The organism is Burkholderia stabilis (assembly GCF_001742165.1).
Classification (GTDB): domain Bacteria; phylum Pseudomonadota; class Gammaproteobacteria; order Burkholderiales; family Burkholderiaceae; genus Burkholderia; species Burkholderia stabilis.
Window position 1 is genome coordinate 3,760,541 of sequence record NZ_CP016442.1, and the last position, 25,546, is coordinate 3,786,086.

Sequence of the window (25,546 nt, forward strand, 5' to 3'; positions counted from 1 at the left end):
AATGCTGTCGTGCCGTTCGCGGCATGCGGCGCCGGTCGCCACGCGCCGCGCGGCCGGCCAGACCGACCCGATCCGGTCAATCGGCAAATCGCACGGAAAGTGCAAGGAGAGGGCCATGATCGAAGCCATTTCGCTCGGCGCGGGGCTCGCGTGGGCGAGCGGGCTGCGCCTGTACCTGACGGTGCTGATCGCCGGCCTGCTGGCGCGCGTCGGCTGGCTCCATCTGCCCGACACGCTGGCCGTCCTGATGTCGCCGTGGGTCATCGGCGCCGCGGCCGTGCTTGCCCTGACCGAATTCCTTGCCGACAAGATCCCCGCGTTCGACTCGCTGTGGGATGCCGTGCACACCTTCATCCGCATTCCGGCCGGCGCCGTGCTCGCGGCCGGCGCGCTCGGCCATGCCGACCCGACCGTGCTGGCGGTCGCGGGGCTCGCCGGCGGTTCGCTCGCCGGCGCCGCGCACGTGGCGAAAGCCGGCACGCGCGCGCTGATCAACCTGTCTCCCGAACCGATTTCGAACTGGGTCGCGTCGTCGACCGAGGATGGCCTCGTGGTCGGCGGGCTCGTGCTCGCGTTCTTCGTCCCGCTCGCGTTCCTCGTGCTGCTCGCCGCGTTCATCGCGGCGTCGGCGTGGGCGCTGCCGCGCCTCTGGCGCGGCGTGTCGGGCGGTTTTCGCGGGATGGCGAACCACATGGTGTCGCGACTCAACTCGATCGGGGGCAAGCGGGATTGAAGGGGCAGCAACACGCGGCGCAGCCGCCGGCCGGGCAACCCGGCCATGACACGCCCGCGCATGCCGGCCGCTTCGGCCTGCGCGACCTGATCCGCCAGGCCGCACGGATGACCGCGCGCGACTGGCGCGCGGGCGAGCTCACGCTGCTGGTGCTCGCGCTGGTGCTCGCGGTCGCGGCGCTGACGAGCGTCGGCTTTCTCGCCGACCGGCTGCGCCAGGGGCTCGAGCGCGATGCACGCCAGATGCTCGGCGCCGATTTCGTCGTGCGCGCCGATCGTCCCGTCGATCCTTCGTTCGACCTGCAGGCCCGCGCGCTCGGCCTGCGTACCGCGACGACCGCGATCTTCCCGAGCATGATTGCGTCCGCTGCGGGCGGGCAGGCGGGCGATGCGGCGCCCTCGCGCCTCGCGGCCGTGAAGGCCGTGTCACCCGGATATCCGCTGCGCGGCGCGGTCGAGATCCTGCCGGCCGGCGCCGCCGCCGCGCACAAGGCGACGGCGATTCCGGCTCCCGGCACCGTATGGGCCGATCCCGCGCTGCTCGATGCGCTGCACCTGAAGACGGGCGACACCGTGCGCGTCGGGCTGCGCACGTTCACGGTCGCCGCGTCGATTTCCCGTGAACTCGATCGCGGTTTTTCATTCGTCAATTTTTCGCCGCGGCTGATGATGCGCGCGGACGAACTCGCCGCGACCGGGCTCACGGGCTACGGCAGCCGCGTCACGTACCGGTTGCTGGTCGCCGGCGACCAGCCGGCCGTCGAACGCTTCGAAGCGTATGCGCACACGCGCGTCGACGGCGGGAAACTGCGCGGCGTCGGGCTCGAATCGCTGCAGGAAGGGCAGCCGCAGGTGCGGCAGACGCTGGATCGCGCGCGCCATTTCCTGACGCTCGTCGCGCTGCTGACCGCGCTGCTCGCGGCGGTCGCGATCGCGATGGCCGCGCAGCGCTACATGCGGCGCCATCTGGACGGCTGCGCGACGATGCGCTGCCTCGGCGTGAGCCGCCGCACGCTCGGCGCGCTGTTCGCGCTCGAATTCGCCGGCATCGGGATCGTGTCGGGCGCCGCGGGCGCGGTGCTCGGTTACGGCGGCCACTGGGCGTTGCTGGCCGCGCTCGGCGGCCTGATCGACGTCGTGCTGCCGCCGCCCACGCTGTGGCCGGCGCTGATCGGCGTGGGGGCCGCACTCGTGTTGCTGCTCGGTTTCGCGTTGCCGCCGCTCGTACCGCTCACGCGCGTGCCGCCGGTGCGCGTGCTGCGGCGCGAATGGGGCGATGCGTCTCGCACCGCGTGGGCCGCGTACGCGATCGGCGTCGCGCTGTTCGCGGGGCTGCTGATCGTGGCCGCGGGCGACCTGAAGCTCGGCTTGATCGTCTCGGGCGGGTTCGCCGGCGCGCTGGTCGGTTTCGCGTTAATCGCGCGGCTCGTGCTGTTCGCCGCCGCCCGCGCGGTGCGCAACGCGCGCGTGGCCGCGGGCGTCGGCTGGCGCTATGCGCTCGCGTCGCTGCACCGGCGCGGCACGGCCAGCGCGCTGCAGATCACCGCGCTCGCGCTCGGCCTGATGTGCCTGCTGCTGATCGCGATCACGCGCAACGATCTCGTCGCGGGCTGGCGGCAGTCGACGCCGCCCGATGCGCCGAACCAGTTCCTGATCGACATCCAGCCCGACCAGCGCGACGACGTTGCGGCTTATCTGACCGCGCACGGCGTGCGCGACGCGGCGCCCGCGCCGATGGTGCGCGGCCGTCTCGTCGCGATCAACGGCAAGCCGGTGAATCCGGACGCGTACCCATCCGACGAGGCGCGCCGGCTCGTCGACCGCGAGTTCAACCTGTCGTATACGACCGAGCTGCCGTCCGACAACCGGATCGTCGAAGGCGACTGGTTCGGCACCGCGGCCACGCCGCAGATCTCGATCGAGGCCGGCCTCGCGAAGACGCTGAACGTGAAGCCGGGCGACGTGCTGCGCTTCGACGTGACGGGGCTGACGGTCGACGCGCCGATCACGAGCGTGCGCAAGCTCGACTGGGGCTCGTTCCGCGTCAACTTCTTCGTGCTGATGCCGCCGCCGGTGCTGAAGGATTTCCCGGCCGTCTATCTGACGAGCTTCCACCTGCCGGCGTCGAACGCCGCGCTGCTCGATCCGTTGATCGCGCGCTACCCGAACCTGACCGCGATCGACGTCGCGCCGATCCTCGCGCAGTTGCAGCGGATGATGCTGCAGGTGGTCGGCGCGGTGCAGTTCCTGTTTGCGTTCACGCTCGCGGCCGGCGTGCTCGTGCTGTACACGGCGCTTGCCGGCTCGCGTGACGAGCGCGTGCGCGAGGCCGCGCTGCTGCGCGCGCTCGGCGCGTCGCGCGCGCAGGTCAATGCGGTGCAGCGCGCGGAATTCGTCGTGGTCGGCGCGCTCGCCGGCGCGCTGGCGTCGGCGGGTGCGATCGCGGTCGGCTGGGTGCTCGCGTCGCGCGTGTTCGACTTCCAGCTCGCCGTCGATCCGTGGCTCGTGCCGGCCGGCATCGCGGCCGGCGTCGCGTGCGCGGGTGCGGCCGGCTGGCTGAGCCTGCATAATGTGTTGCGGCGCCCTGCGCTGCAGTCGCTGCGCGATGCATGAGCGTCGCCGCGGCCCCGAAGATCCCGTTTTCCGACTATCCGTATGACCGATGTGAATGACGATGCGCCGTCGCAGCCGACGGCGTTCGAGCTCGTGGGCGGCGAAGCCCGCGTGCGCGAAATGGTGGACCGCTTCTACGACCTGATGGACCTCGAGCCCGAGTTCGCGCAGATTCGCGCGCTGCACCCGGCATCGCTCGACGGCTCGCGCGACAAGCTGTTCTGGTTCCTGTGCGGCTGGCTCGGCGGGCCCGACCACTACATCAGCCGGTTCGGCCATCCGCGGCTGCGCGCGCGGCACCTGCCGTTCCCGATTGCGTCGGTGGAGCGCGACCAGTGGCTGCGCTGCATGGCGTGGGCGATGGAGGACACCGGGCTGCCCGAACCGCTGCGCGAGCGGCTGATGCATTCGTTCTACGACACGGCCGACTGGATGCGCAACCGGCCCGGTTGATCGACCGATACGCCGCTGCCTGCGCGCGGGACGATCTGCGTCTGGGCGCGCGCACCGCGCGGCGCGACACTGGCCGTTTCCCCCACTGATACGAGGCTCGCCCGATGACGACACAAGCGCTGTTTCGCGAAGACGCGTACCTCACGCAATGCGACGCGATCGTTCAGGCCGTCGGCGACGACGGCATCCGGCTCGACCGCACCGTGTTCTATCCGCTCGGCGGCGGTCAGGCCGGCGATGCCGGCACGCTGACGCTGCCCGACGGCAGCACGATCGACATCGCCGACACGCGCAAGGCGAAGTTCGACGGCGCGACGCCCGACGACGCCGTGCATGTGCCGGCGCCCGGGCAGGAGGCGCGCATCGCGTCGCTCATGCCCGGCACGCGCGTGGTCGCGGAGATCGACTGGCTGCGCCGCTACCGCCACATGCGGCTGCATACGGCCGCGCACCTGATGTGCGCGGTGCTGCCGTACGCGGTCGACGGCTGCAGCGTGACGGCCGACTACGTGCGGCTCGATTTCGCGACGTCCGAAGCGATCGACCGCGACGATGTCGAGCGGCGCCTCGCTGGCCTGGTGGTCGGCGCGCATCCGGTCACGACCGAATGGATCACCGACGACGAGATGGCCGAACGGCCCGAACTCGTGCGCACGATGAGCGTGAAGCCCCGATGGGTCTCGGTCGCGTGCGGCTGCTGCGCATCGAGAATGTCGACCTGCAGCCGTGCGGCGGCACGCACGTGCGCAACACGTCGGAAATCGGCGGGTTGCGCGTCGCGAAACTTGAAAAGAAGAGCGCGCGCACACGGCGCCTCGTACTGGAGTTTGCATGACGATCGACACCGGAAACGCGGGCGCGGCGGCGCTGGACCCGCAAGCACGGGAGATTCTGGATTTCTGGTTCGGCGAGCCCGGTTCGGCCGAGCTCGGGCAGGAACGCAAGGTCTGGTTCAACGGCGGTGCGGCATTCGACGACATTCTGCGCACGCGCTACGGCGCGCTGCTCGATGCCGCGTGCGACGGCGCATGCGATCACTGGGCCGGCTCGCCGCTCGGCGCGCTTGCGTTGATCGTCGTGCTCGACCAGTTTTCGCGCAACATTCACCGCGGCACGCCGCGTGCGTTCGCCGCCGATCCGAAGGCGCTTGCGCTCGCGCGCCGCGTCGTCGCGGCCGGCTGGGACGCGCAACTGCCGAGCGGGCATCACCGCGCGTTCGCGTATCTGCCGTTCGAGCACGACGAGTCGCCCGAAAGCCAGCGCGAGGCCGTGCGCCTGTGCGCGGGCATTCGCGACGAGGCCGGGTGCGAGCGTTATCACGGCTTCGCGCTACGGCATGCGGCCGTCGTCGAGCGTTTCGGCCGCTTTCCGCACCGGAATACGATTCTCGGTCGTGTATCGACCGACGAGGAGACGGCGTTTCTTCGCGAGCCCGGTTCGTCGTTCTGACGCTGCGTGACGGGCGGAGAGGGTGCGCTCGCGGATTCGTGCGGGCGCATGGGCGGTCGGGTAGGGGGCTGCCGCGCGCATTGCCGGAGGGTGCGCGCTGCGCGGGCGGCCGGTGTCAATCTTCGCCGCGGATGAGGGCAGGCAAGACGGCGCGGTGCGCCGTCCCGCGTCACTGCAGGTGCTGTTCGGGCGTGCGCACGTAGACGCGCAGCAGTTCCTCGTTGTCACCCGGGCGTGCGCCCGTCCAGAACAGTTTCCATTCGTTGCCGGGCGCCGGATCGACGGCCCGCACGCCCTGGACGATCATCCACGTGCAGCGCGTGGTCCGCGCATCGTCGATCGGCGTGTGCTGGATACCGGAGAAGTAGTACAGCATCGGCGCTTCCGATTCGCCGAGCCCGTGCAGGCTCGCCATGCAGTCGCCGTCGTTCCATTCGAGCGCGAGATGCGCGTTCAGGTCGTCGAACACGGACCGGTAGCTCTTCGCAACGTCGAGCCACGGCAGCAGCAGCGTATAGATGAGCCCCCATGCGACGAGTGCGCCGGCGCCCCACGACAGCGCGCCGCGCCAGAGGCCGGCCGTGCGCAGCTTCGGCAGCAGCGACAGCCAGCCGATCGTCAGCACGAGCGCGCCGGTCACGAGCGCGGGCTCGATCGGCATCGTCCAGTCGAGCGGCAGCCAGCGGCCGAGCGGCGCGAGATCCGCGCGCGACGCGGCCGGATCGGCCATCACCGCCCAGATTGCCCATGCGAGCGCGACGGTCGCGCCGAACAGGATGCGGCTCAGGTAATCCCACGCAAGATGCAGCCGGCGCGGAAGGCGTTCGATCGCCTGCGCGGCGACCAGTGCGAGCGGCGCGAAGAACGGCAGGATATAGAGCTGGCGCGACGTCGCGGACACTTGCAGCACCACGAGCCCGATGCCGGCGAACAGCACGGGCAGCGCGATGCGCGGCGTGCGCCAGTCGCGCCATGCGCCGAGCGCGAGCGCGACGATCGCGAGCGGCGCGACCGGGAAGCCGACGAGCAGGAAGGCGCGCAGGATGAAGAACGGCTTGTCGTTTTCCGCGCCGAGTTCGGGGACGGAGAAGCCGAAGAAGCGGCCGACGTTGTTGTCCCAGAACCACGTCATGAACAGCGTCTCGGAGCGCATGAACAGCGCGATCGGCCAGATGAGCGCGAACGGCGCGAACACGAGCGCGGCGATGCCGAGCGAGCGCGCGAACGCGCGGGTGCGGCAGGCCGGGTAGAGCACCAGCGTGCCCGTGAGCGTTGCCGCGAACACGAGCGGCACGAACAGTCCTTTCGTCATCAGCGTGATGCCGACGCCCGCGCCGAAGATCGGCGCGGCCCAGCGGCTCGACGGCCGGACCGGCAGCCCGTGGCGCATCTGCTGCGCGCGCGCGACGTGCTGCGTGACGAGTTCGAGCAATCCGCAGAAGCCCATCGCGGTACCGGCGAACAGCGCGACGTCCGTCATCATGTCGTGCATGTGCTTGATGACGATGAGCGTGCCTGCGCTCAGCACGACCGGGCCGATCACGCGCAGGTCGAGCCAGCCGTCCGCGCGGCTGGCAACCCGCGCCGCGCGTGCGATGAAGCCGAACGCGAGCGCGGCGAACAGCGCGCTCGCGAGCCGTGCCGCGTCGTGCAGCGGCATCACGCGCTGCAGCAGCCAGGCGAGGCTGGTCGCGACCCACGCGTAAAGCGGCGGCTTTTCCATGAACGGCAGGCCGGCATTGGTCGGCACGACGAAGTCGCCGGTCTCGAGCATGTGCTGGATGATGCCGAACGTGTAGGTTTCGTCCTGTTTCCACGGATCGTGGCCGAGCACGCCGGGCAGCACATACGCGCAGACCAGTGCCGCGACGAGCAGCCAGGCCCGCCAGCCGAGCAGGAGCGTGCGATCGCGGGCGGTGGTGGCCGCAGCGGTCGCGGCCATCACGGGCGTGCCGGCGGCGTCGAGCGTCGCGGCGAGGTTGGCGTCAGCGGTCGTGCGGGTGTGCGCGGCCGGGGCGGGCACGGGCGTGCGTCGCCGGCTGGGCGCTGCGGTTCCAGGCATGGAAAAGATCTCGGGTCTGATCGAGCCGGTCCGGCGACATGGGTCGGACCGATAAGGGCCACATCAGGGCGGCGCGGAACAGGCGTTTACGGCGCCTGTCTGAATGCCCGCTAGTAGAGCATGGATCTATTACGAATGTTTACTGAAACCGTCACGAAATTGTGGAGATTTGTGGTGTCGTGACGACAGATTGTTTCAGGCGGCGATCTGGATGCGTCGCGCGTGCGATTAGCGACCGCCGCCGACGTCGAGCAGGGCGCCCGTCGTGTACGACGCCGCGTCGCCGAGCAGCCAGACGATCGCTTCGGCGATCTCGTGCGCTTCGCCCGCGCGGCCGAGCGGCGTTTGCGCGCCGAGGCGGGCCGCACGGCCCGGCTGGCCGCCGCTCGCGTGGATTTCGGTCTCGATCAGGCCCGGGCGCACCGCATTCACGCGCACGCCGTGCGGGCCGAGTTCCTTCGCGAGGCCGATCGTCAGCGAATCGACCGCGCCTTTCGAGCCCGCGTAATCGACGTATTCGTTCGGCGAACCGAGCCGGGACGCGATCGACGACACGTTGACGATCGCGCCGCCGCGGCCGCCGCGGTCAGTGGACAGCCGGCGTGCGGCCTCGCGCGCGCACAGGTACGCGCCGAGCACGTTGGTGTCGAACATCCGCCGCAGCCGGTCGGCCGGCATGTCGGCGAGCGGCATCGACGGTGCGACGATGCCTGCATTGTTCACGAGCGCATCGAGGCGCCCGAACGCGGTCGTGACGGCGTCGAACATCGCGACGACGTCGGCTTCGTTCGCGACATCGCCCGCGACGACGCACGCACGGCCGCCCGCGTCGCGGACGGCCTGTGCGGTGAGTTCTGCGGCTGCCGCGTCGCGCGCGTAGTTGATGCCGACGTCCCAGCCGCGTTCGGCCGCGAGCACGGCGGTCGCGCGGCCGATGCCGCGGCTCGCGCCGGTGATGAGAACGGTCTTGCGGTCGGACGGAGCGGTCATCGCGTGCGGTTTCCTGGTGACGTTTACTTCGCCGCGTCGGGCGCCCACTTGTCGTGGACGGGCGGCTGGTAGCGGCGCAGCCGCTCGATCAGTTCGACGGGTTCCGACTCGACGCACAGTGCGTCGAAATAGGCCGGACGCATGAAGCCCTCGTCGACCGTATGGCGCAGGAGCGCGATCAGCGGATCGTAGAACGAATCGATGTTGTAGAGCGCGACGGGCTTGCGGTGATAACCGAGCTGCGCCCACGTGTAGACCTCGAAGAGCTCCTCGAGCGTGCCGGCGCCGCCGGGCATCGCGACGAACGCGTCGGAGAGGTCGGCCATCATTTTCTTGCGGTGATGCATGTCGGGCACGACGTGCAGTTCCGACAGCCCCGTATGGCCGACTTCCTTGTCGACGAGCAGTTCGGGGATCACGCCGACCGCGCGGCCGCCGGCCGCCATCACTTCGTCGGCGATCACGCCCATCAGGCCGACGCGGCCGCCGCCGTAGACGAGCGTGAGGCCTGCATCGACGAGCGCACGGCCGAATGCGCGCGCGGCGTCGGCATAGACGGGCCGCACGCCGGACGACGAGCCGCAGTAAACGCAGACTGCCTTCATTGCTTCGCGTCCTTCGCGGGAGCCTGCCCGCTCACGACCGGACTGCCGGCGGGGCGCGGCGAACCGTCGCGCGGCGGCAGGTAGTCGGTGAACTGGCGCTTGGGCAGCTTGCCGGAGACGAGATCGTCGAACAGCTGGCGCGACCGGCCGCGCAGGTACGGGGCCATCACGGAGATCACGTGCATGCTGACCTGGTGCAGCTCTTCGCGGATCGCGTCCTGGTCGTTGTATTTGCGCGGATGCATCACGTACTGATACGACAGCCAGTACGTCGAAATAACGGCCATGTTGGTGGCGATGACTTCGATCTCGGCGGGCGTGGCGACCATCTCCGCGTCGGACACGAGCAGCTCGCACATCTCGCGCGCGAAGCGCACCTTGTGGCTGATGATCTGCTTGAAGTGCGTCTCGAGCGTACGGTTGCGGGCAAGCAGGTCGTTGAGGTCGCGATACAGGAACCGGTAGGTCCACATGAAATCGGCCATGTACTGCAGGTACGACCAGGTTTCATCGATCGTGGGACGATGATCTTCGGGGAAGCGCAGCCGCCGTTCGATCTGCTGCTCGAACTGCGCGAAGATGCTGTTGATGATGTCGTCCTTGTTGCGGAAATGGTAGTACAGGTTGCCTGGACTGATTTCCATTTCCTCGGCGATCGTCGTGGTCGTGACGTTCGGCTCGCCGATCTCGTTGAAGAGTTTCAACGACAACTCGAGAATCCGTTCGCGCGTGCGGCGGGGAGGTTTCGCTTCCATGTCGTCCGGCCCTGTGTGTGCCGGACTGGCGGGCGCTGCAATCGATGCTGCGAGATTCGTCCGGCGCGGGTTGCTGTTCTATGTCTAGCGGACGATTATAAACCGGGGTTTCGCCACATCGGGCGCATTTCGTGATCGCGGCCCCGCGCGGCGCATGGTGCACCGCCGCACACGGGCGGGGTGCAGGGCGCCCGTCGGGCAGCCGTCTAGAAGCCGAGCCAGTGTGCGACCACCGGGCCGAGCACGAAGCCCCACGTCGTCACGCACGCGAACAGCGCGACCGTCACGGCCGCGCTGCCGAGGTCTTTCGCGCGCTTGGAGAGTTCGTGGCGCTCGAGCGAGATGCGGTCGATCGCGGCCTCGACGCTCGAGTTCAGCAGCTCGACGATCAGCACCAGTAGCACCGAGCCGATCAGCAGCGCGCGCGATGCGGCCGGCACCGGCGCGAACGCGCCGATCGGCAGCATCAGCGCGGCGAGCGTGAGCTCCTGCCGAAACGCGCTCTCCTCGCGGATCGCGACGCGAAAGCCGTTCAGCGAATGCTTGAGCGCGTACCACGCGCGCGTGATGCCGCGGTGGCGCTTGTACGGGTTCGGCGGCAGCGGCGTCAGTTGATCGTCGGGGCCGAGCGGTTCGTGCGCGTCCGCTTCGGCGTGCGGCTCTTCCTCGTCGAACGGGCGGTGCCGTTGCGGCGTCGCGGCGGGGGGCGGGGTCTTGTCGTTCAGGTCTCGTTTCAAACGGCGGCACCTTCTGCTGGCGAGTACGCGGTCTTCGGCAGCGGCTTCAGATGCGACGCGAACTGCTCGGATGCCGCGCGCCACGAGAAGCGTTCCGCCCACGCGCGCGCAGTCGTGCGTTCGATCTTCAGCGCCTCGAGGCAGGCTTCCTGCAGGTCCTCGTGCATCGAGCCCGCATCACCGCCGCTGAGCACGTCGATCGGGCCCGTGACGGGATACGCGGCAACCGGCGTGCCGCAGGCGAGCGCCTCGAGCAGCACGAGGCCGAACGTGTCGGTGCGACTCGGGAACACGAACACGTCGGCCGCAGCATACACCTTCGCGAGCTCGGCCTGTGACAGCACGCCGAGATAGTTCGCCTCCGGATAGCGCGACTTCAGCTCCGCGAGCGCGGGGCCTTCGCCCGCGACCCACTTCGAGCCGGGCAGGTCGAGACGCAGGAAGGCCTCGACGTTCTTCTCGATCGCGACGCGGCCCACGTACAGGAAGATCGGCCGTGCGGTATTGAGCACTTTCGATTCCATCGGCCGGAACACGTCGAGGTCGACGCCGCGGGTCCACAGCACGACGTTCGTGAAGCCGAATTTCTCGAGATCCTCCTTGACGACCGGCGTCGGCGCCATCACCGCGAGCGACGGGCCGTGGAACCAGTGCAGGAAGCGGTAGGTCGCGGCGAGCGGGATGCCGAAGCGCGCCTGCACGTATTCCGGAAAGCGCGTGTGATACGCGGTCGTGTACGGCAGCTTGCGCGAGCGTGCGTAGCGTCGCGCGGCGAGGCCGAGCGGGCCTTCGGTCGCGATGTGCAGCGCATCGGGCGCGAACGCGTCGATCCGCGCGCGCAGCTTGCGGTACGGCAGGATCGACAGGCGGATCTCGGGGTAGGTCGGGCAGGGCACCGTGCGGAATTCCAGCGGCGTCAGCAGCTCGACGCGGTGGCCGAGCGCCGTGAGTTCGCGCGACGTGCTCTTCAGCGTGCGCACGACGCCGTTGACCTGCGGTTCCCACGCGTCGGTGACGATCATGATCTTCATCGCGGCATTGTCCTGTAAGTAGGGTTATGTCAGGCAGTGGCCTTGGCCTTGCGCGACGTGGTCTCCGACGGTGCGCTGCGCATCACCGTCCAGTAGACGATCTTCAGTTCGCCTTCCATCGTTTCGACGAGTGCGGACAGGCTTTCGACCCAGTCGCCGTCGTTGCAATACAGCACGCCGTCGATGTCGCGGATCTCCGCCTTGTGGATGTGCCCGCACACGACGCCGTCACAGCCGCGGCGACGCGCCTCGTCGGTCATCACGGTTTCGAACTGCGAAATGAAGTTGACCGCGTTCTTCACCTGGTGCTTCAGGTACTGCGACAGCGACCAGTACTGGAAGCCGAGCCGGCTGCGGATCCGGTTGAACCAGCGGTTCAGCACGAGGATCAGCGTGTAGAGCGTGTCGCCGAGGTACGCGAGCCATTTCGCGTGCTGGATCACGCCGTCGAACAGGTCGCCGTGCACGATCCACAAACGTTTGCCTGCGAGCGTCGTGTGGAACGCCTCGCCGCGCACCTGGATGTCGCCGAACGCGAGATCGCAGAACTGCCGCGCGCCTTCGTCGTGATTGCCGGGGATGTAGACGACCTGCGTGCCCTTGCGCGCCTTGCGCAGGATCTTCTGCACGACGTCGTTGTGTGCCTGCGGCCAGTACCAGCCTTTCTTCAGTTGCCAGCCGTCGATGATGTCGCCGACGAGGTACAGGTATTCCGAATCGTTGTGGCGCAGGAAGTCGAGCAGGTACGGCGCCTGGCAGCCGCTCGAGCCGAGATGGATGTCGGACAGCCAGATGGTGCGGTAGCGATGGGCGGACGGCTCCGGATCGTCGTGCTGCGTGACGTGCTCGGCGGGCGGTTCTTCTGACGAAAGGGCATCGGTTGCGGCCGAGCCGGACAGGAAGGCAGTGGCGGCGCGGGCGCCGATCGGGTGACGGAACAGGGAGGTCGCGGACGTTTTCTGGCCCATGCATGACTCGCGCCGGTTGACATTACCGGCATTGCGCCATGCGGGCGTGACTGTGCCGTGACAGTCACGAGACGTTCTTATTACGACTGTTGCAAGGTGTTTAGCAGTGAATGAAGGGGCGTTGTGTAGCCTGCCGAACCGAACGTGCGGCGCGGGTCCGGCAAGCCGTCAGGCCGGGCGGAAAGGGCCTGGGCGCGTGGTTTTCGTCTGGCGAATGCGGCGCGTCAGCGCGGTATGGCGACGACGCGCGTGCGTGCGATCCGGTCGTGCGGGAACTGGCGGCCGGCATGCAGCCGGGCGGCGCCGGCCCACAGGGCGATCCACGCGGCGGCGAGCGCGAGCGTGACGGGTACCGACAGGCCGAGGAGCGGATGCAGCGCGAGCGGCGGCAGGAACCACAGCCAGCCGAGCGCATAGCGGACGAGCGCGTGGCCGGCGCTCAGCGGCCGGCCGCTCGACGATTCGAGCCGCAGCCGCCAGGTCTTCATCGGCAGCGTCTGGCCGCCGTGCGTCCAGAACCACACGAAGTACGCGCCGACGACGAGCGCGATCCAGGCGGCGAGCAGGTTGTGATGGACGAGGCCGTTGCGTTGCTGCGTCGCGAGGCCGAATGCGAGCCCGGCGAAGAACACGACGCCGAACAGCAGCACGCCTTCGTAGAGCAGCGCGGCGAGGCGCCGCCGCACGGACGGCGCGGCGGCCGGAATTCCGGGTGCGCGGGCGTCGGCCACGGCCGCTCAGGAGCCCTTGAACAGCGACGGCGCGTCGGCGGGCGACACCGGCGCCACGGCGGCCGGCGCGGATGCGGTGCCGGACGTCGACGACGCGGGCACCGGTTGCGCGGCGGCGCCGGCCGAAGCGGGTGCCGGTGCGGCGGTCGTGCCGCTGGCCGCGTGCTCGTGCGAATTGACGAGGCGGCGGACGTCACGGTCGGCGACGGTCGGCGGCGCGCTGACGACGCTCGGCCGGCGGCGGCGCTCGGCCGCTGCGAGCCGTTCCTTCTGCTCTTCGGGGAGTTGCTGGTAGGCCTTCCACGCGCGTTCGCGTGCCTGTGCGGAAAGCTCCTTCGCGCTCTGGTAGTTCTCGCGCGCGACGCGGCGTTGCTCGGGGGTCATCCGCGCCCATTCGGACATCCTGTCCTGCAGGCGTTTCTGGTCATCCGGCGTCAACTTCGCGAAACGCGATGCGATCTTCAGCCATTTGCGCTTGCGGGCGTCGCTGAAGCCGTCCCATTGGTCGGCGAACGGTGCGAGCGCCGCGCGCTGCGCCGGCGTGAGTCGCGCCCACGACAGCGGGCCGGTAGCGGCCGGCAGCGGCAGGGGCAGCGCGGGGAGGTCGGTGGCGGGCCCGGTCGCGGCCGAGGCGGGCGCGGCAGGACTGCTGGCCGCGGCGGAGGTCGTCGCGGGGGGCGGGTGGAATCGCGAGTACGTGGCGACGTAGGAAACGGCGATCGCGATCACGCATCCGAAAAATACGGCCAGGCCGCGCTTCTGACTCACCCGTGCGATCCCCTCGTTATTGTCTGTTAGTGAGCGCGCGAAAGATACGCGTTGAACCCGTGGTCAAGATACGCGTTGAGCGGCAGGTCGTCGCTGAGCATTGCCGCGTCGATATCGGCCAGTTCGGCGGTGCGCTGCATGTCTTCCCAGTAAGCGATGCCGACGAGCCCCGCGAGCAGCAGCGCGAGCGGCCACGCGCGCAGCAGGCGGCGCGCGAACGACGCCTGCGGGCGGCTCGTGGGCGCCGGCGCGTAGGCGCCGCCCGCGCCCGCGAAGGCCGGTACGAACACCGGCGCGGTCGCGGGTTCGGGCTTCTTGCGCGCGAGCGCAGCCCGACGGGCGACGGCCAGCCGGTCAGTGGTCGCGGCAGGAAGTGCCGACGCGCGCTCGTCCAGCGCGCGGCGCACCTTCAGCGCGAATTCGTGTTCTCGGTTTGCGGGAGCGGAGCTCATAGCGTGATTCCTTTGGCCTTGAGCGCTTGCGCCAGGGTATGGGTGGCTCGTGAGCAGTGCGTCTTGACGCTGCCCTCGGAGCACCCCATTGCGGCGGCAGTCTCGGCGACATCCATATCTTCCCAATAACGCATCAGGAACGCTTCCCGTTGACGCGCCGGAAGTTTCTGGATTTCTTCGTCGATCAGGGCCAGAACCTGCTCTCGTTCGAGGCGGTGCTCGCTGCTCTCGACGCCCGCGTTGTCGTCCGCGGATTCGAGTGTTTCGAGCGGGTCGAAGTCGTCGTCGTCGGTGTTGTTCAGCGACGAGAAGAGCGTAACCCAGGTGTTGCGGACTTTCTGCCGGCGGAACCAGTCGTGGATCGCGTTCTGAAGGATCCGCTGAAAAAGCAGCGGCAGCTCGGCCGCCGGCCGGTCGCCGTACTTTTCCGCCAGCTTGATCATCGCGTCCTGCACGATGTCGAGCGACGAATCGTCGTCACGCACGGCGTACGCAGCCTGCTTGAACGCGCGCCTCTCGACGCCCGCCAGAAAGTCGGCGAGTTCCTTGTCTGATGCCATTCCGTAAAGGTATGCGCTGCGGACTGCGGCGTGTGAAAGGTCGAAAAATTTCGTAAAACCCGCGGATGCTAACAAATTTTCGCGCCCCGTGGCACCGGGTTGGGCGCCGTGCGTTGCGCGCGAGCCGCGGCGGCGGGGTGCCGGGCGGTGCCCATGATGCGCTGCGGGATATTTTGCTTGACGACCCATTCATGACCCGCTATCGTCAATGATTCGCAACATGAAGTGATGGTCTCATTTGAGGCTGGCCCAAGAAGCCCGCCCTTCAAACTGGACGCGCCGCTTGAACCCGAGCCACAAGCCCGGCAGAGAGCACCCGATCAATTTTTTGCCGAAAATTCGAAAGGTCAAAATGAACATGCCCAGCGCGGAATTCTCCACGTCGGAACCCCTTTCCCCTCCCGATAGCGACTCCATCGGCGCCACCGTGCTCATGAAGGCACTGGCCGACGAAAACGTCGAATTCATCTGGGGCTACCCCGGCGGCTCGGTTCTCTACATCTACGACGAGCTTTACAAGCAGGACAAGATTCAGCACGTGCTGGTGCGCCACGAACAGGCGGCCGTGCACGCAGCCGATGCGTATGCGCGCTCCACCGGCAATGTCGGCGTCTGTCTCGTGACGTCCGGCCCCGGTGTCACCAATGCGGTGACCGGCATCGCGACGGCGTACATGGATTCGATCCCGATGGTCGTGATCAGCGGCCAGGTGCCGACTGCCGCGATCGGCCAGGACGCATTCCAGGAATGCGACACGGTCGGCATCACGCGTCCGTGCGTGAAGCACAACTTCCTCGTGAAGGACGTGCGCGACCTCGCGGAAACCGTCAAGAAGGCGTTCTACATCGCCCGCACGGGCCGTCCGGGCCCGGTGCTGATCGACATCCCGAAAGACATCTCGAAGACGCCGTGCCAGTACGAGCCGGTCAAGAGCGTGTCGCTGCGTTCGTACAACCCCGTCACGAAAGGCCATTCGGGCCAGATCCGCAAGGCCGTGTCGCTGCTGCTGACGGCGAAGCGTCCTTACATCTATACGGGTGGCGGCATCATCCTCGCCGATGCGTCGCGTGAGCTGAACCAGTTCGCCGACCTGCTCGGCTACCCGGTCACGAACACGCTGATGGGCCTCGGCGGCTATCGCGCGTCGGACAAGAAATTCCTCGGCATGCTCGGCATGCACGGCACCTACGAAGCGAACATGGCGATGCAGCACTGCGACGTGCTGATCGCGATCGGTGCGCGCTTCGACGACCGCGTGATCGGCGACCCGGCGCACTTCGCGTCGCGTCCGCGCAAGATCATCCACATCGACATCGACCCGTCGTCGATCTCGAAGCGCGTGAAGGTCGACATCCCGATCGTCGGCGACGTGAAGGAAGTGCTGAAGGAGCTGATCGAGCAACTGCAGACGGCCGAGCATGGCCCCGACACCGAAGCGCTCGCGCAGTGGTGGAAGGACATCGAGGGCTGGCGCTCGAAGGACTGCCTGAAGTTCGACCGCGAAAGCGAGATCATCAAGCCGCAGTACGTGGTCGAGAAGGCGTGGGAGCTGACGGACGGCAACGCGTTCGTGTGCTCGGACGTCGGCCAGCACCAGATGTGGGCCGCGCAGTTCTACCGTTTCAACAAGCCGCGTCGCTGGATCAACTCCGGCGGCCTCGGCACGATGGGCTTCGGCCTGCCGGCAGCGATGGGCGTCAAGATGGCGCACCCGGACGACGACGTGCTGTGCATCACGGGCGAAGGCTCGATCCAGATGTGCATCCAGGAACTGTCGACCTGCCTGCAGTACGACACGCCCGTGAAGATCATTTCGCTGAACAACCGCTACCTCGGCATGGTTCGCCAGTGGCAGCAGATCGAATACAGCCAGCGCTATTCGCATTCGTACATGGATGCGCTGCCCGATTTCGTGAAGCTCGCCGAAGCGTACGGCCATGTCGGCATGCGGATCGAAAAGACCTCCGATGTGGAACCGGCGCTGAAGGAAGCGCTGCGCCTGAAGGACCGCACCGTGTTTCTCGACTTCCAGACCGATCCGACCGAAAACGTCTGGCCGATGGTACAGGCCGGCAAGGGCATCACCGAGATGCTGCTCGGATCGGAAGATCTGTAACGGCGCGACGCGCGCGCCGGCCCGATGCGGCCGCCTTCACGAAGGGCGGTGCGGCACGCGGCGGCGCGCGGCGCGAGTGAATCGACACGGTACATTCTGGAAGAAGCGAACATGAGACACATCATTTCCGTCCTGCTGGAGAACGAACCGGGCGCGCTGTCGCGCGTGGTCGGCCTGTTTTCCGCACGCGGCTACAACATCGAAACCTTGACGGTGGCGCCGACCGAAGACCAATCGCTGTCGCGGCTCACCATCGTTTCCATTGGCTCCGACGACGTGATCGAACAGATCACGAAGCATCTGAACCGCCTGATCGAGGTGGTGAAAGTGGTGGACCTGACCGACGGTGCACACATCGAACGCGAGCTGATGCTGATCAAGGTACGTGCAGTGGGCAAGGAGCGCGAAGAAATGAAGCGGATGTCGGACATTTTCCGCGGCCGCATCATCGACGTGACCGAAAAGACCTACACGATCGAATTGACGGGCGCGAGCGACAAGCTCGACGCATTCATCCAGGGGCTGGACGCGAGCGCGATCCTCGAGACCGTGCGCACCGGCAGCTCCGGCATCGGACGCGGCGAGCGCATCCTGAAGGTGTGATGCCGAAAATGCCAAATAGGCCCGCCGGGTGCGCCGTCATGTCCCGGCCCGCAGTACTCCATCTGAACGAATTGTTGAATTTTTGAATTAGCGAAGGAACCCATCATGAACGTTTTCTACGACAAAGACGCTGACCTCTCCCTCATCAAGGGCAAGCAAGTCACGATCATCGGCTACGGCTCGCAAGGCCATGCACACGCGCTGAACCTGAAGGAAAGCGGCGTGAACGTGACGGTCGGCCTGCGCAAGGGCGGCGCGTCGTGGAGCAAGGCCGAAAACGCAGGCCTGTCGGTCAAGGAAGTCGCGGAAGCGGTGAAGGGCGCGGACGTCGTGATGATGCTGCTGCCGGACGAGCAGATCGCCGACGTGTACGCGAAGGAAGTGCACGCGAACATCAAGCAGGGCGCAGCGCTCGCATTCGCGCACGGCTTCAACGTCCACTACGGCCAGGTGATCCCGCGCGCCGACCTCGACGTGATCATGATCGCGCCGAAGGCACCGGGCCACACCGTGCGCGGCACGTACTCGCAAGGTGGCGGCGTGCCGCACCTGATCGCGGTTGCGCAGAACAAGTCGGGCGCGGCACGTGACATCGCACTGTCGTACGCGGCAGCGAACGGCGGCGGCCGTGCAGGCATCATCGAGACGAACTTCCGTGAAGAAACCGAAACCGACCTGTTCGGCGAGCAGGCCGTGCTGTGCGGCGGTACCGTCGAGCTGATCAAGGCGGGTTTCGAGACGCTGGTCGAAGCAGGCTACGCGCCGGAAATGGCGTACTTCGAGTGCCTGCACGAACTGAAGCTGATCGTCGACCTGATCTACGAAGGCGGCATCGCGAACATGAACTACTCGATCTCGAACAACGCCGAGTACGGTGAGTACGTGACGGGCCCGCGCGTCGTCACGGAAGAGACGAAGAAGGCGATGAAGCAGTGCCTGACCGACATCCAGACGGGCGAGTACGCAAAGAGCTTCATTCTCGAGAACAAGGCAGGCGCTCCGACGCTGCAATCGCGCCGCCGCCTGACGGCCGAGCACCAGATCGAGCAGGTCGGCGCGAAGCTGCGCGCGATGATGCCGTGGATCGCGAAGAACAAGCTCGTCGACCAGACGAAGAACTAAGCACCGCGTGCTGTTCCGGCCCTTCGAGTGGAGGGCCGGCATCAAAAAGCCGTCCGAAGGCAGCAGTGCCCCGGGCGGCTTTTGTTATGCTACGGGCTTTGCAATTCACCGAACACAGAACGAATCCATGAACTATCCTCATCCGATCATCGCGCGCGAAGGCTGGCCGTTCATCGCGATTGCTGCCGTCATCGCGCTGTTGATCCACGCCGTCGGGGGCTTCGGCTTCGCGTGGCCGTTCTGGCTGCTGCTCGTCTTCGTCGTCCAGTTCTTCCGCGATCCGCAGCGCCCGATCCCGGCGCAGCCGAACGCGGTGCTGTGCCCGGCGGATGGCCGCATCGTCGCGGTCGAGACCGCACAGGATCCTTACGCGAACCGCGAAGCGCTGAAGATCAGCGTGTTCATGAATGTCTTCAACGTCCATTCGCAGCGTTCGCCGGTCGATGGCGCGATCACCAAGGTCGAGTACTTCCCGGGCGCGTTCCTGAATGCGGCGATCGACAAGGCATCGACCGAGAACGAGCGCAACGCGGTCGTGATCCAGACGGCGAGCGGCAAGACCGTTACCGCCGTGCAGATCGCCGGCCTCGTCGCACGCCGGATTCTCTGCTACGTGCGCGCCGGCGAGCCGCTTTCGCGCGGCCAGCGCTATGGTTTCATCCGCTTCGGTTCGCGCGTCGACGTGTACCTGCCGCTCGGCAGCCGCGCGAAGGTGTCGATCGGCGAGAAGGTCTACGCGTCGTCGACGATCCTCGCCGAGCTCGAACAGTAAGCGGCGGGCGCACGATGGCCGCATTCAAACCGCGCCGGCCGCGCAACGGCTCCGGCCAGACGCCGCGACCGTTCCGACGCAACAAGGGGATGGCAGCCGATCCGGTGCCGATCGAGAGCCGTCGGGCTGCGCGCCAGCGCTTCCTCAAGACGCGCGGCATCTACCTGCTGCCGAACGCGTTCACGACCGCCGCGCTATTCTGCGGCTTCTTCGCGGTCGTGCAGGCGATGAACGTGCGCTTCGAGATCGCCGCGATCGCGATTTTCGTCGCGATGGTGCTCGACGGGATGGATGGCCGCGTGGCGCGCATGACGCATACGCAGAGCGCATTCGGCGAGCAGTTCGACAGCCTGTCGGACATGGTGTCGTTCGGCGTCGCGCCCGCGCTCGTGATGTACGAGTGGGTGCTGAAGGATCTGGGCCGCTGGGGCTGGCTGGCTGCGTTCGTCTACTGCTCGGGTGCGGCGTTGCGCCTCGCGCGCTTCAATACGAACATCGGCGTGGTGGACAAGCGTTTCTTCCAGGGGCTGCCGAGCCCGGCCGCCGCCGCGCTGATCGCCGGCTTCGTGTGGCTCGCGACCGACAACCGCGTGCCGATGAAGCTCGGCTGGTTGCCGTGGGTCGCATTCGTGCTGACGATCTACGCGGGCGTGACGATGGTGTCGAACGCGCCGTTCTACAGCGGCAAGGCGCTCGACGTGCGGCATCGCGTGCCGTTCGCGGCGATCCTGCTCGTCGTCGTCGCGTTCGTGCTCGTGTCGTCCGATCCGCCGCTGATGCTGTTCTGCCTGTTCGTGCTGTACGGGCTGTCCGGCTACGTGTTCTGGGCCTATATGGCCATCCGCGGGCGCGCGAATCCGGCGCGCTCGTCGCAGCGCGATCACTGACGCGCGATTTGCCCGGAAACGGCGGCCTCGGGCCGCCGTTTTCATTTGCCCCTTTTTCGAGCCGAACCGCCGGAATTCCGGGGTGCCGTCCGATTGCGCGCCCAACGGAATGTCGCTATAGTCTTCGGCATGACTGCATTTTCCCGCCTCTCCCTCCTTCTAGCCGGTGCGCCGCTACGCGCGCTAGCTTCGGCGCGCCTGCCGCGCTGACCGTTCCCGCCCTCCGTCAAGCCTCGTCTGTTGTTGAGCGTCGCCAGCGGTGGCGCGATCTCGTTACGTTTGACTTCCGTATAAAGAGCCCTGGAGCCCCCCATGACAGACAAGCTGATCATTTTCGATACGACGTTGCGTGACGGCGAGCAATCGCCCGGCGCGTCGATGACGAAGGAAGAGAAAATCCGCATCGCGAAGCATCTCGAGCGGATGAAGGTCGACGTGATCGAAGCCGGCTTCGCGGCCAGCTCGAACGGCGACTTCGACGCGATCCACACGATTGCCGGTCTCGTGAAGGACAGCACGATCTGCTCGCTGGCGCGGGCCAACGACAAGGACATCCAGCGCGCGGCCGACGCGCTGAAGCCGGCCAACAGCTTCCGGATCCACACGTTCATCGCGACGTCGCCGCTGCACATGGAGAAGAAGCTGCGGATGACGCCCGACCAGGTGTTCGAGCAGGCGCGTCTCGCGGTGCGTTTCGCGCGCAAGTTCACCGACAACGTCGAGTTCTCGCCGGAAGACGGCAGCCGTTCCGACCTGGATTTCCTCTGCCGCGTGCTGGAAGCCGTGATCGCCGAAGGCGCGACGACGATCAACATCGCCGACACGGTCGGCTACGGCGTGCCGGAACTGTACGGCAACCTCGTGAAGACGCTGCGCGAGCGCATTCCGAACTCGGACAAGGCGATCTTCTCCGTGCACTGCCACAACGATCTCGGGATGGCCGTCGCGAACTCGCTCGCGGGCGTGAAGATCGGCGGCGCGCGTCAGATCGAGTGCACGATCAACGGTCTCGGCGAGCGCGCGGGCAACACGTCGCTCGAGGAAATCGTGATGGCCGTGAAGACCCGCAAGGACTACTTCGGCCTCGACGTCGGCATCGACACGACGCAAATCGTGCCGACGTCGAAGCTCGTGTCGCAGATCACCGGCTTCGTCGTGCAGCCGAACAAGGCGGTGGTCGGCGCGAATGCGTTCGCGCACGCGTCGGGCATCCACCAGGACGGCGTGCTGAAGGCGCGCGACACCTACGAGATCATGCGCGCGGAAGACGTGGGCTGGACCGCGAACAAGATCGTGCTCGGCAAGCTGTCGGGCCGTAACGCGTTCAAGCAGCGCCTGCAGGAGCTCGGCGTGTCGCTCGACAGCGAAACCGAACTCAATGCCGCGTTCATGCGCTTCAAGGATCTGGCCGACCGCAAGGCCGAGATCTTCGACGAGGACATCATCGCGATCGTGTCCGAGGAATCGGCGCTCGCGCACGAGCACGAGCACTTCAAGTTCGTATCGCTGTCGCAGCGCTCGGAAACGGGCGAGCAGCCGCAGGCGAAGATCGTGTTCGCGGTCGAAGGCAAGGAAGTGACCGGCGAGGCGCGCGGCAACGGCCCGGTCGACGCGACGTTCAACGCGATCGAAGGCGAAGTCGGCAGCGGTTCCGAGCTGCTGCTGTACTCGGTGAACGCGATCACGACCGGCACGCAGGCGCAGGGCGAAGTGACCGTCCGGCTGTCGCGGAGCGGGCGGATCGTCAATGGCGTCGGCACCGATCCGGACATCGTCGCGGCGTCGGCCAAGGCGTACATCTCCGCGCTGAACAAGCTGCATTCGAAGGACGACAAGGTCAACCCGCAGCGCTCGTAAGCGCCGCGCGCTGCGCCTTGCCGAAACGCCCCGTGCGGCCTTGTGCCGCCGGGGCGTTTTTCATGCGCGGCTCATTCCGCGGCCGGCGTGCGGAACAGCCAGCGGCGTGCGGCCGGGCGGGGCGCCGGGCTGCGCCTGCGGAACTCGACCGCGATCCCGCGCCGCGGCGCATCGGCAACGAACGCGTCGAGCAGCTCGAGCACGTCGTGATCGATGTAGTCGGCGCGCGTCGCATCGATGATCACCGCTGCGTGATCCGGAATGTGCCGCAGGTGGTGCTTGACCTGCACCTTGCCGAGGAACGACACGTCCTTGCGGAACGACAGCAGGAAGTGGTCGTCGTGCTGCGCGAGCGTGACGGGGCTCTTCAGGTTCGCGACGGCGACCGCCAGCACGCTGCACGCGAGGCCGAGCGCGATGCCGAACAGCAGGTCGACCGCGAGCACGCCGGCAATCGTCGCGGCGAACGGCACGAATGCGGCCGGCCCCTGTTTCATCACCGAGCGGAACAGTGCCGGTTTCGCGAGCTTGAAGCCCGTGTGGATCAGGATCGCGGCAAGGCTCGCGAGCGGGATCAGGTTGATCAGGCCGGTGAGCGCGAACACGCTCGCGAGCAGCAGCATCCCGTGGACGATCGCCGACATCCGGCTTTGCGCGCCCGCATTGACGTTGACCGAGCTGCGCACGATCACCGATGTGATCGGCAGGCCGCCGACCGCGCCTGCGACGAGGTTGCCGACGCCTTGTGCCTTCAGCTCGCGATCGGGCTGGGTCGGCCGGCGCTTCGGATCGATCTGTTCGACCGCCTCGAGGCTCAGCAGGGTCTCGAGGCTGGCGACGACCGCGAGCGTGATCGCGACGCGCCACACGTCCGGATTGACGAGCTGCGCGAAGTTGGGACCGAGCTCCGCATGCTTGAGCGATGCCGCGAAGGCGGCGAACGACCCGAGCTCCGGCAGCGTCACGCGATGGGTGGCGCCCGGCGCGACCGACGGCGCGACGACGCCCAGCACGAGCGTGGCGCCGATGCCCAGCACGACGACCGCGAGCGGCGCGGGTACCGAGCGCACCAGCGCGAAGCGGCGCAGCGCGGGCGTGTCCCATGCGATCAGCAGCGCAAGCGACACGAGCGCGACGCCCGTGGCGGCCCACGCGATCGGCAGGCTGGGCCATGAAGCAAACGATTGCGCGGCCGCGCCGCCGATGCCGAACGCGAACGGAATCTGCTTCACGATCAGCAAGAGGCCGATCGCGGCGAGCATGCCCTTGATGACGGGCGACGGCACGTAGGCGGCGAAGCGGCCGGCGCGCAGCATGCCGAACCCGAACTGCAGCACGCCGGACAGCAGCACGGCCAGCAGGAACGCGGAGAAACTGCCGAGTTGCGCGATGCCTTCGACGACGATCACGACGAGGCCGGCAGCCGGCCCGCTGACGGACAGCGACGAGCCGCTCAGCAGCGCGACGACGATACCGCCGACGATGCCGGACACGAGCCCGGCGAACGGTTCGACGCCGGAGGCGTTCGCGATGCCGAGACAGAGCGGCAGCGCGACGAGGAAAACGACGATGCCGGCGACGATGTCGCGCGGCAGGGTGGACAAACGCTCGTTGAATTTCATGGTCGGGGCGATTTCATTGGCGTAGGGACGGGGGATCAACCGAGCGCGGCGGCGGTAATCTGCGCGGATTCTGCTTGCACGGGCGGTGTGTCGTAACCGGAGTCGAGCACCTTCAGGCGGCCGTCGGCGAGCGAGAAGATCCAGCCGTGCACGAGCGGCGGCCGTTCGCGGCCGCGCACGATCGGCGACGCGCGCAGCAGCCGCACCTGTTCGAGCACGTTCAGTTCCGCGAGACGATCGGCGGCGGCCGTGTCGTCGAGCCCGTCGAGCGCATCGCGATGACGCCGTGCGAGCGCGCAGAGCGGCGCGATGCGGCGTGCGACGTGCGGCAGGTCCGATGGCGGCGGCAGTAGCGAGGCGCGTACGCCGCCGCAGCCGTAGTGCCCGCATACGATCACGTGATCGACCTGGAGCACGCGCACTGCGTATTCGAGCACGCTCGCCGAGTTGTCGTCGTCGGGGTGGAACAGGTTCGCGATGTTGCGATGGACGAACAGTTCTCCGGGCGCGCTGTGCGTGATGGTTTCGGCCGGCACGCGGCTGTCCGCGCAGCCGATCCACAGCACGCGCGGGTTCTGGCCGCGCGCGAGCGCGTCGAAGAAACCGGGCGTGTGTTCACGCGTCTCGCGGGCCCAGGCAATGTTGGCAACCAGCATGCTCTTGGGGCGATTCATAAGGATTCCTTTCTGATAAGGGCAAATAAATATCGACGAAATGACGCAATTGCAATCTTTCTAAATTGAAAGGTTTGGTTTCGACTGATATTAGGGGTATGCCCTAGCACTCCGGGTGCATTGAAACAAATTGTTTCAAATTGATTTGGCGCAGTGCATTGCATGCACCAACCCAACGCATGACATGCATCGGGTATGCCTGTTTCGGCGCAACGGCCCGCATGACGGGGCGTTCAGCGGATTGCCCTCGGAATGTCATCGATCGGAAAAGTTTTCCGCCATATTCCGTGAATTAAATAATGTGACGGAAAAAAGGAAATGGCCATTCACGCAATAATTCGTGAATGGCCATTGTGAAAATTGCGCGTAAATGCGTAATCGGTCAGAACATGCTGCGGCGGTCGGGATCGTGCAGCGGGTCCGGCGTTTTCTGCGTGATGCGCAGGATGCCCTGAGGATCGAAGTAGAAGCTGTACATCATGTACCAGACGTTGTCCTCGAGGTAGCGGTACGTCCACACCTCGCGCTTCATCAGCGGGAAATAGGACGTCTCGACCGGGCGGCCGAAATTGACGAGAACGTCGGTCTTCGTCCACTTGCCGATCTCCGCGCGATAGAACTCGCTCGGCTGCAGCACCTGGCGTACGTTGACGATCTTGTGGGCCGCGTCGACGTCGGCCGCGACGGTGACCTCGCCCATCGGCTGGGTCGGCCACATCAGGCGCTTGCCGCCGCCGGGCAGGTCGTAGATCTCGCGCGGCGGGCCCATGCGCGCGACGATCGCCGACTCGTCCTGGCCGGCCTGGTATTGCTGCCACGGTTGCGCGCAACCGGCCAGCAGCGCGGCGGCGCAGGCGAACAGCACCGGCAGGCGCGCGGGAATGCGAATGCGCATGGGGATTCTCCAGAATGCGGAAACATTTCCCGTTGTATCACGGACGGCGCGCGGCGGTGCATCGCGTGGAAAAAATCGGTGCGGATCACCGG

Annotated in this window: 24 protein-coding genes and 1 pseudogene; 11 read left to right on the forward strand and 14 right to left on the reverse strand. The window is 67.2% G+C overall.

The window, feature by feature from the left end:
• Nucleotides 1-115 precede the first annotated feature (115 nt).
• The 5 genes and pseudogenes from BBJ41_RS17545 to BBJ41_RS17565 all read left to right on the forward strand — a co-directional run bounded on the left by BBJ41_RS17545 (nt 116) and on the right by BBJ41_RS17565 (nt 5,247).
• Entirely contained in the window at nt 116-733 is a 618-nt protein-coding gene (locus tag BBJ41_RS17545) for a DUF4126 domain-containing protein (protein WP_069747750.1), read from the forward strand.
• Nucleotides 730-3,345 (forward strand): ABC transporter permease, encoded by a 2,616-nt coding sequence (locus BBJ41_RS17550; RefSeq protein ID WP_069747438.1) that lies wholly within the window; start codon nt 730-732, stop codon nt 3,343-3,345. Before BBJ41_RS17545 ends, BBJ41_RS17550 begins: the two co-directional genes overlap by 4 nt.
• A gap of 42 nt (nt 3,346-3,387) precedes the next feature.
• The gene (locus BBJ41_RS17555; RefSeq protein WP_069747439.1) at nt 3,388-3,798 is read left to right on the forward strand and encodes a group II truncated hemoglobin; all 411 of its coding nucleotides are present in this window, start codon (nt 3,388-3,390) and stop codon (nt 3,796-3,798) included.
• Between the two features lie 104 nt (nt 3,799-3,902).
• Nucleotides 3,903-4,633: pseudogene (locus BBJ41_RS17560) on the forward strand (alanyl-tRNA editing protein).
• On the forward strand, nt 4,630-5,247 hold the full coding sequence (locus BBJ41_RS17565) for a DUF924 family protein (RefSeq protein ID WP_069747440.1): 618 nt from the start codon (nt 4,630-4,632) through the stop codon (nt 5,245-5,247). The pseudogene BBJ41_RS17560 and the gene BBJ41_RS17565 overlap by 4 nt, the downstream one beginning before the upstream one ends.
• 169 nt (nt 5,248-5,416) lie before the next feature.
• Here the strand turns inward: BBJ41_RS17565 and BBJ41_RS17570 are convergent, their stop codons facing one another.
• The 11 genes from BBJ41_RS17570 to BBJ41_RS17620 all read right to left on the reverse strand — a co-directional run bounded on the left by BBJ41_RS17570 (nt 5,417) and on the right by BBJ41_RS17620 (nt 14,906).
• Nucleotides 5,417-7,309 (reverse strand): ArnT family glycosyltransferase, encoded by a 1,893-nt coding sequence (locus tag BBJ41_RS17570; RefSeq protein WP_069747441.1) that lies wholly within the window; start codon nt 7,307-7,309, stop codon nt 5,417-5,419.
• A gap of 228 nt (nt 7,310-7,537) precedes the next feature.
• Nucleotides 7,538-8,299, reverse strand: coding sequence for an SDR family oxidoreductase (locus BBJ41_RS17575; protein ID WP_069747442.1), 762 nt, complete (start codon nt 8,297-8,299; stop codon nt 7,538-7,540).
• Between the two features lie 23 nt (nt 8,300-8,322).
• The gene (locus BBJ41_RS17580) at nt 8,323-8,904 is read right to left on the reverse strand and encodes an LOG family protein (RefSeq protein ID WP_011352722.1); all 582 of its coding nucleotides are present in this window, start codon (nt 8,902-8,904) and stop codon (nt 8,323-8,325) included.
• The gene (locus BBJ41_RS17585) at nt 8,901-9,659 is read right to left on the reverse strand and encodes a TetR/AcrR family transcriptional regulator (RefSeq protein ID WP_069747443.1); all 759 of its coding nucleotides are present in this window, start codon (nt 9,657-9,659) and stop codon (nt 8,901-8,903) included. Before BBJ41_RS17585 ends, BBJ41_RS17580 begins: the two co-directional genes overlap by 4 nt.
• Nucleotides 9,660-9,865: 206 nt before the next feature.
• Nucleotides 9,866-10,396 (reverse strand): diacylglycerol kinase, encoded by a 531-nt coding sequence (locus BBJ41_RS17590; RefSeq protein WP_069747444.1) that lies wholly within the window; start codon nt 10,394-10,396, stop codon nt 9,866-9,868.
• The gene (locus BBJ41_RS17595; protein ID WP_069747445.1) at nt 10,393-11,427 is read right to left on the reverse strand and encodes a glycosyltransferase family 4 protein; all 1,035 of its coding nucleotides are present in this window, start codon (nt 11,425-11,427) and stop codon (nt 10,393-10,395) included. Before BBJ41_RS17595 ends, BBJ41_RS17590 begins: the two co-directional genes overlap by 4 nt.
• A 29-nt stretch (nt 11,428-11,456) precedes the next feature.
• Nucleotides 11,457-12,395, reverse strand: a complete 939-nt coding sequence (locus BBJ41_RS17600) for a UDP-2,3-diacylglucosamine diphosphatase (protein ID WP_069747446.1) — start codon at nt 12,393-12,395, stop codon at nt 11,457-11,459.
• A gap of 224 nt (nt 12,396-12,619) precedes the next feature.
• The gene (locus BBJ41_RS17605) at nt 12,620-13,126 is read right to left on the reverse strand and encodes an RDD family protein (protein ID WP_069747447.1); all 507 of its coding nucleotides are present in this window, start codon (nt 13,124-13,126) and stop codon (nt 12,620-12,622) included.
• A gap of 6 nt (nt 13,127-13,132) precedes the next feature.
• Nucleotides 13,133-13,894, reverse strand: a complete 762-nt coding sequence (locus BBJ41_RS17610) for a DUF3106 domain-containing protein (protein WP_069747448.1) — start codon at nt 13,892-13,894, stop codon at nt 13,133-13,135.
• A gap of 26 nt (nt 13,895-13,920) precedes the next feature.
• Complete coding sequence (locus tag BBJ41_RS17615; RefSeq protein ID WP_069747449.1) at nt 13,921-14,346, reverse strand: DUF3619 family protein; 426 nt, start codon at nt 14,344-14,346, stop codon at nt 13,921-13,923.
• The gene (locus BBJ41_RS17620; protein ID WP_069747450.1) at nt 14,343-14,906 is read right to left on the reverse strand and encodes an RNA polymerase sigma factor; all 564 of its coding nucleotides are present in this window, start codon (nt 14,904-14,906) and stop codon (nt 14,343-14,345) included. The genes BBJ41_RS17615 and BBJ41_RS17620 overlap by 4 nt, the downstream gene beginning before the upstream one ends.
• A 352-nt stretch (nt 14,907-15,258) precedes the next feature.
• On the opposite strand from BBJ41_RS17620, the gene BBJ41_RS17625 reads away from it, so the two are divergent.
• The 6 genes from BBJ41_RS17625 (at nt 15,259) to BBJ41_RS17650 (ending at nt 22,263) form a co-directional block, all read left to right on the forward strand.
• Nucleotides 15,259-17,022 (forward strand): acetolactate synthase 3 catalytic subunit, encoded by a 1,764-nt coding sequence (locus BBJ41_RS17625; protein WP_069747451.1) that lies wholly within the window; start codon nt 15,259-15,261, stop codon nt 17,020-17,022.
• Between the two features lie 111 nt (nt 17,023-17,133).
• The gene (gene ilvN, locus BBJ41_RS17630; protein WP_006750445.1) at nt 17,134-17,625 is read left to right on the forward strand and encodes an acetolactate synthase small subunit; all 492 of its coding nucleotides are present in this window, start codon (nt 17,134-17,136) and stop codon (nt 17,623-17,625) included.
• A 105-nt stretch (nt 17,626-17,730) separates the two neighbouring features.
• Nucleotides 17,731-18,747, forward strand: coding sequence for a ketol-acid reductoisomerase (gene ilvC / locus BBJ41_RS17635; RefSeq protein WP_047898620.1), 1,017 nt, complete (start codon nt 17,731-17,733; stop codon nt 18,745-18,747).
• 127 nt (nt 18,748-18,874) lie between these two features.
• The gene (locus tag BBJ41_RS17640; RefSeq protein WP_031401923.1) at nt 18,875-19,519 is read left to right on the forward strand and encodes a phosphatidylserine decarboxylase; all 645 of its coding nucleotides are present in this window, start codon (nt 18,875-18,877) and stop codon (nt 19,517-19,519) included.
• 14 nt (nt 19,520-19,533) lie between these two features.
• Nucleotides 19,534-20,406: a CDP-diacylglycerol--serine O-phosphatidyltransferase gene (gene pssA / locus BBJ41_RS17645; RefSeq protein WP_069747452.1), complete on the forward strand. Its 873-nt coding sequence runs from the start codon at nt 19,534-19,536 to the stop codon at nt 20,404-20,406.
• Between the two features lie 312 nt (nt 20,407-20,718).
• Nucleotides 20,719-22,263: a 2-isopropylmalate synthase gene (locus BBJ41_RS17650; protein ID WP_069747453.1), complete on the forward strand. Its 1,545-nt coding sequence runs from the start codon at nt 20,719-20,721 to the stop codon at nt 22,261-22,263.
• Nucleotides 22,264-22,334: 71 nt separating this feature from the next.
• On the opposite strand, the gene BBJ41_RS17655 is transcribed toward BBJ41_RS17650, so the two are convergent.
• The 3 genes from BBJ41_RS17655 to BBJ41_RS17665 all read right to left on the reverse strand — a co-directional run bounded on the left by BBJ41_RS17655 (nt 22,335) and on the right by BBJ41_RS17665 (nt 25,454).
• The gene (locus BBJ41_RS17655; protein WP_069747454.1) at nt 22,335-23,885 is read right to left on the reverse strand and encodes a SulP family inorganic anion transporter; all 1,551 of its coding nucleotides are present in this window, start codon (nt 23,883-23,885) and stop codon (nt 22,335-22,337) included.
• A gap of 35 nt (nt 23,886-23,920) precedes the next feature.
• Nucleotides 23,921-24,559 carry a carbonic anhydrase gene (locus BBJ41_RS42110; protein WP_069747455.1) on the reverse strand — a complete coding sequence of 213 codons (639 nt, stop codon included), beginning with the start codon at nt 24,557-24,559 and terminating at the stop codon, nt 23,921-23,923.
• Between the two features lie 382 nt (nt 24,560-24,941).
• Nucleotides 24,942-25,454 (reverse strand): hypothetical protein, encoded by a 513-nt coding sequence (locus tag BBJ41_RS17665; protein WP_069747456.1) that lies wholly within the window; start codon nt 25,452-25,454, stop codon nt 24,942-24,944.
• Between the last annotated feature and the right edge of the window lie 92 nt (nt 25,455-25,546).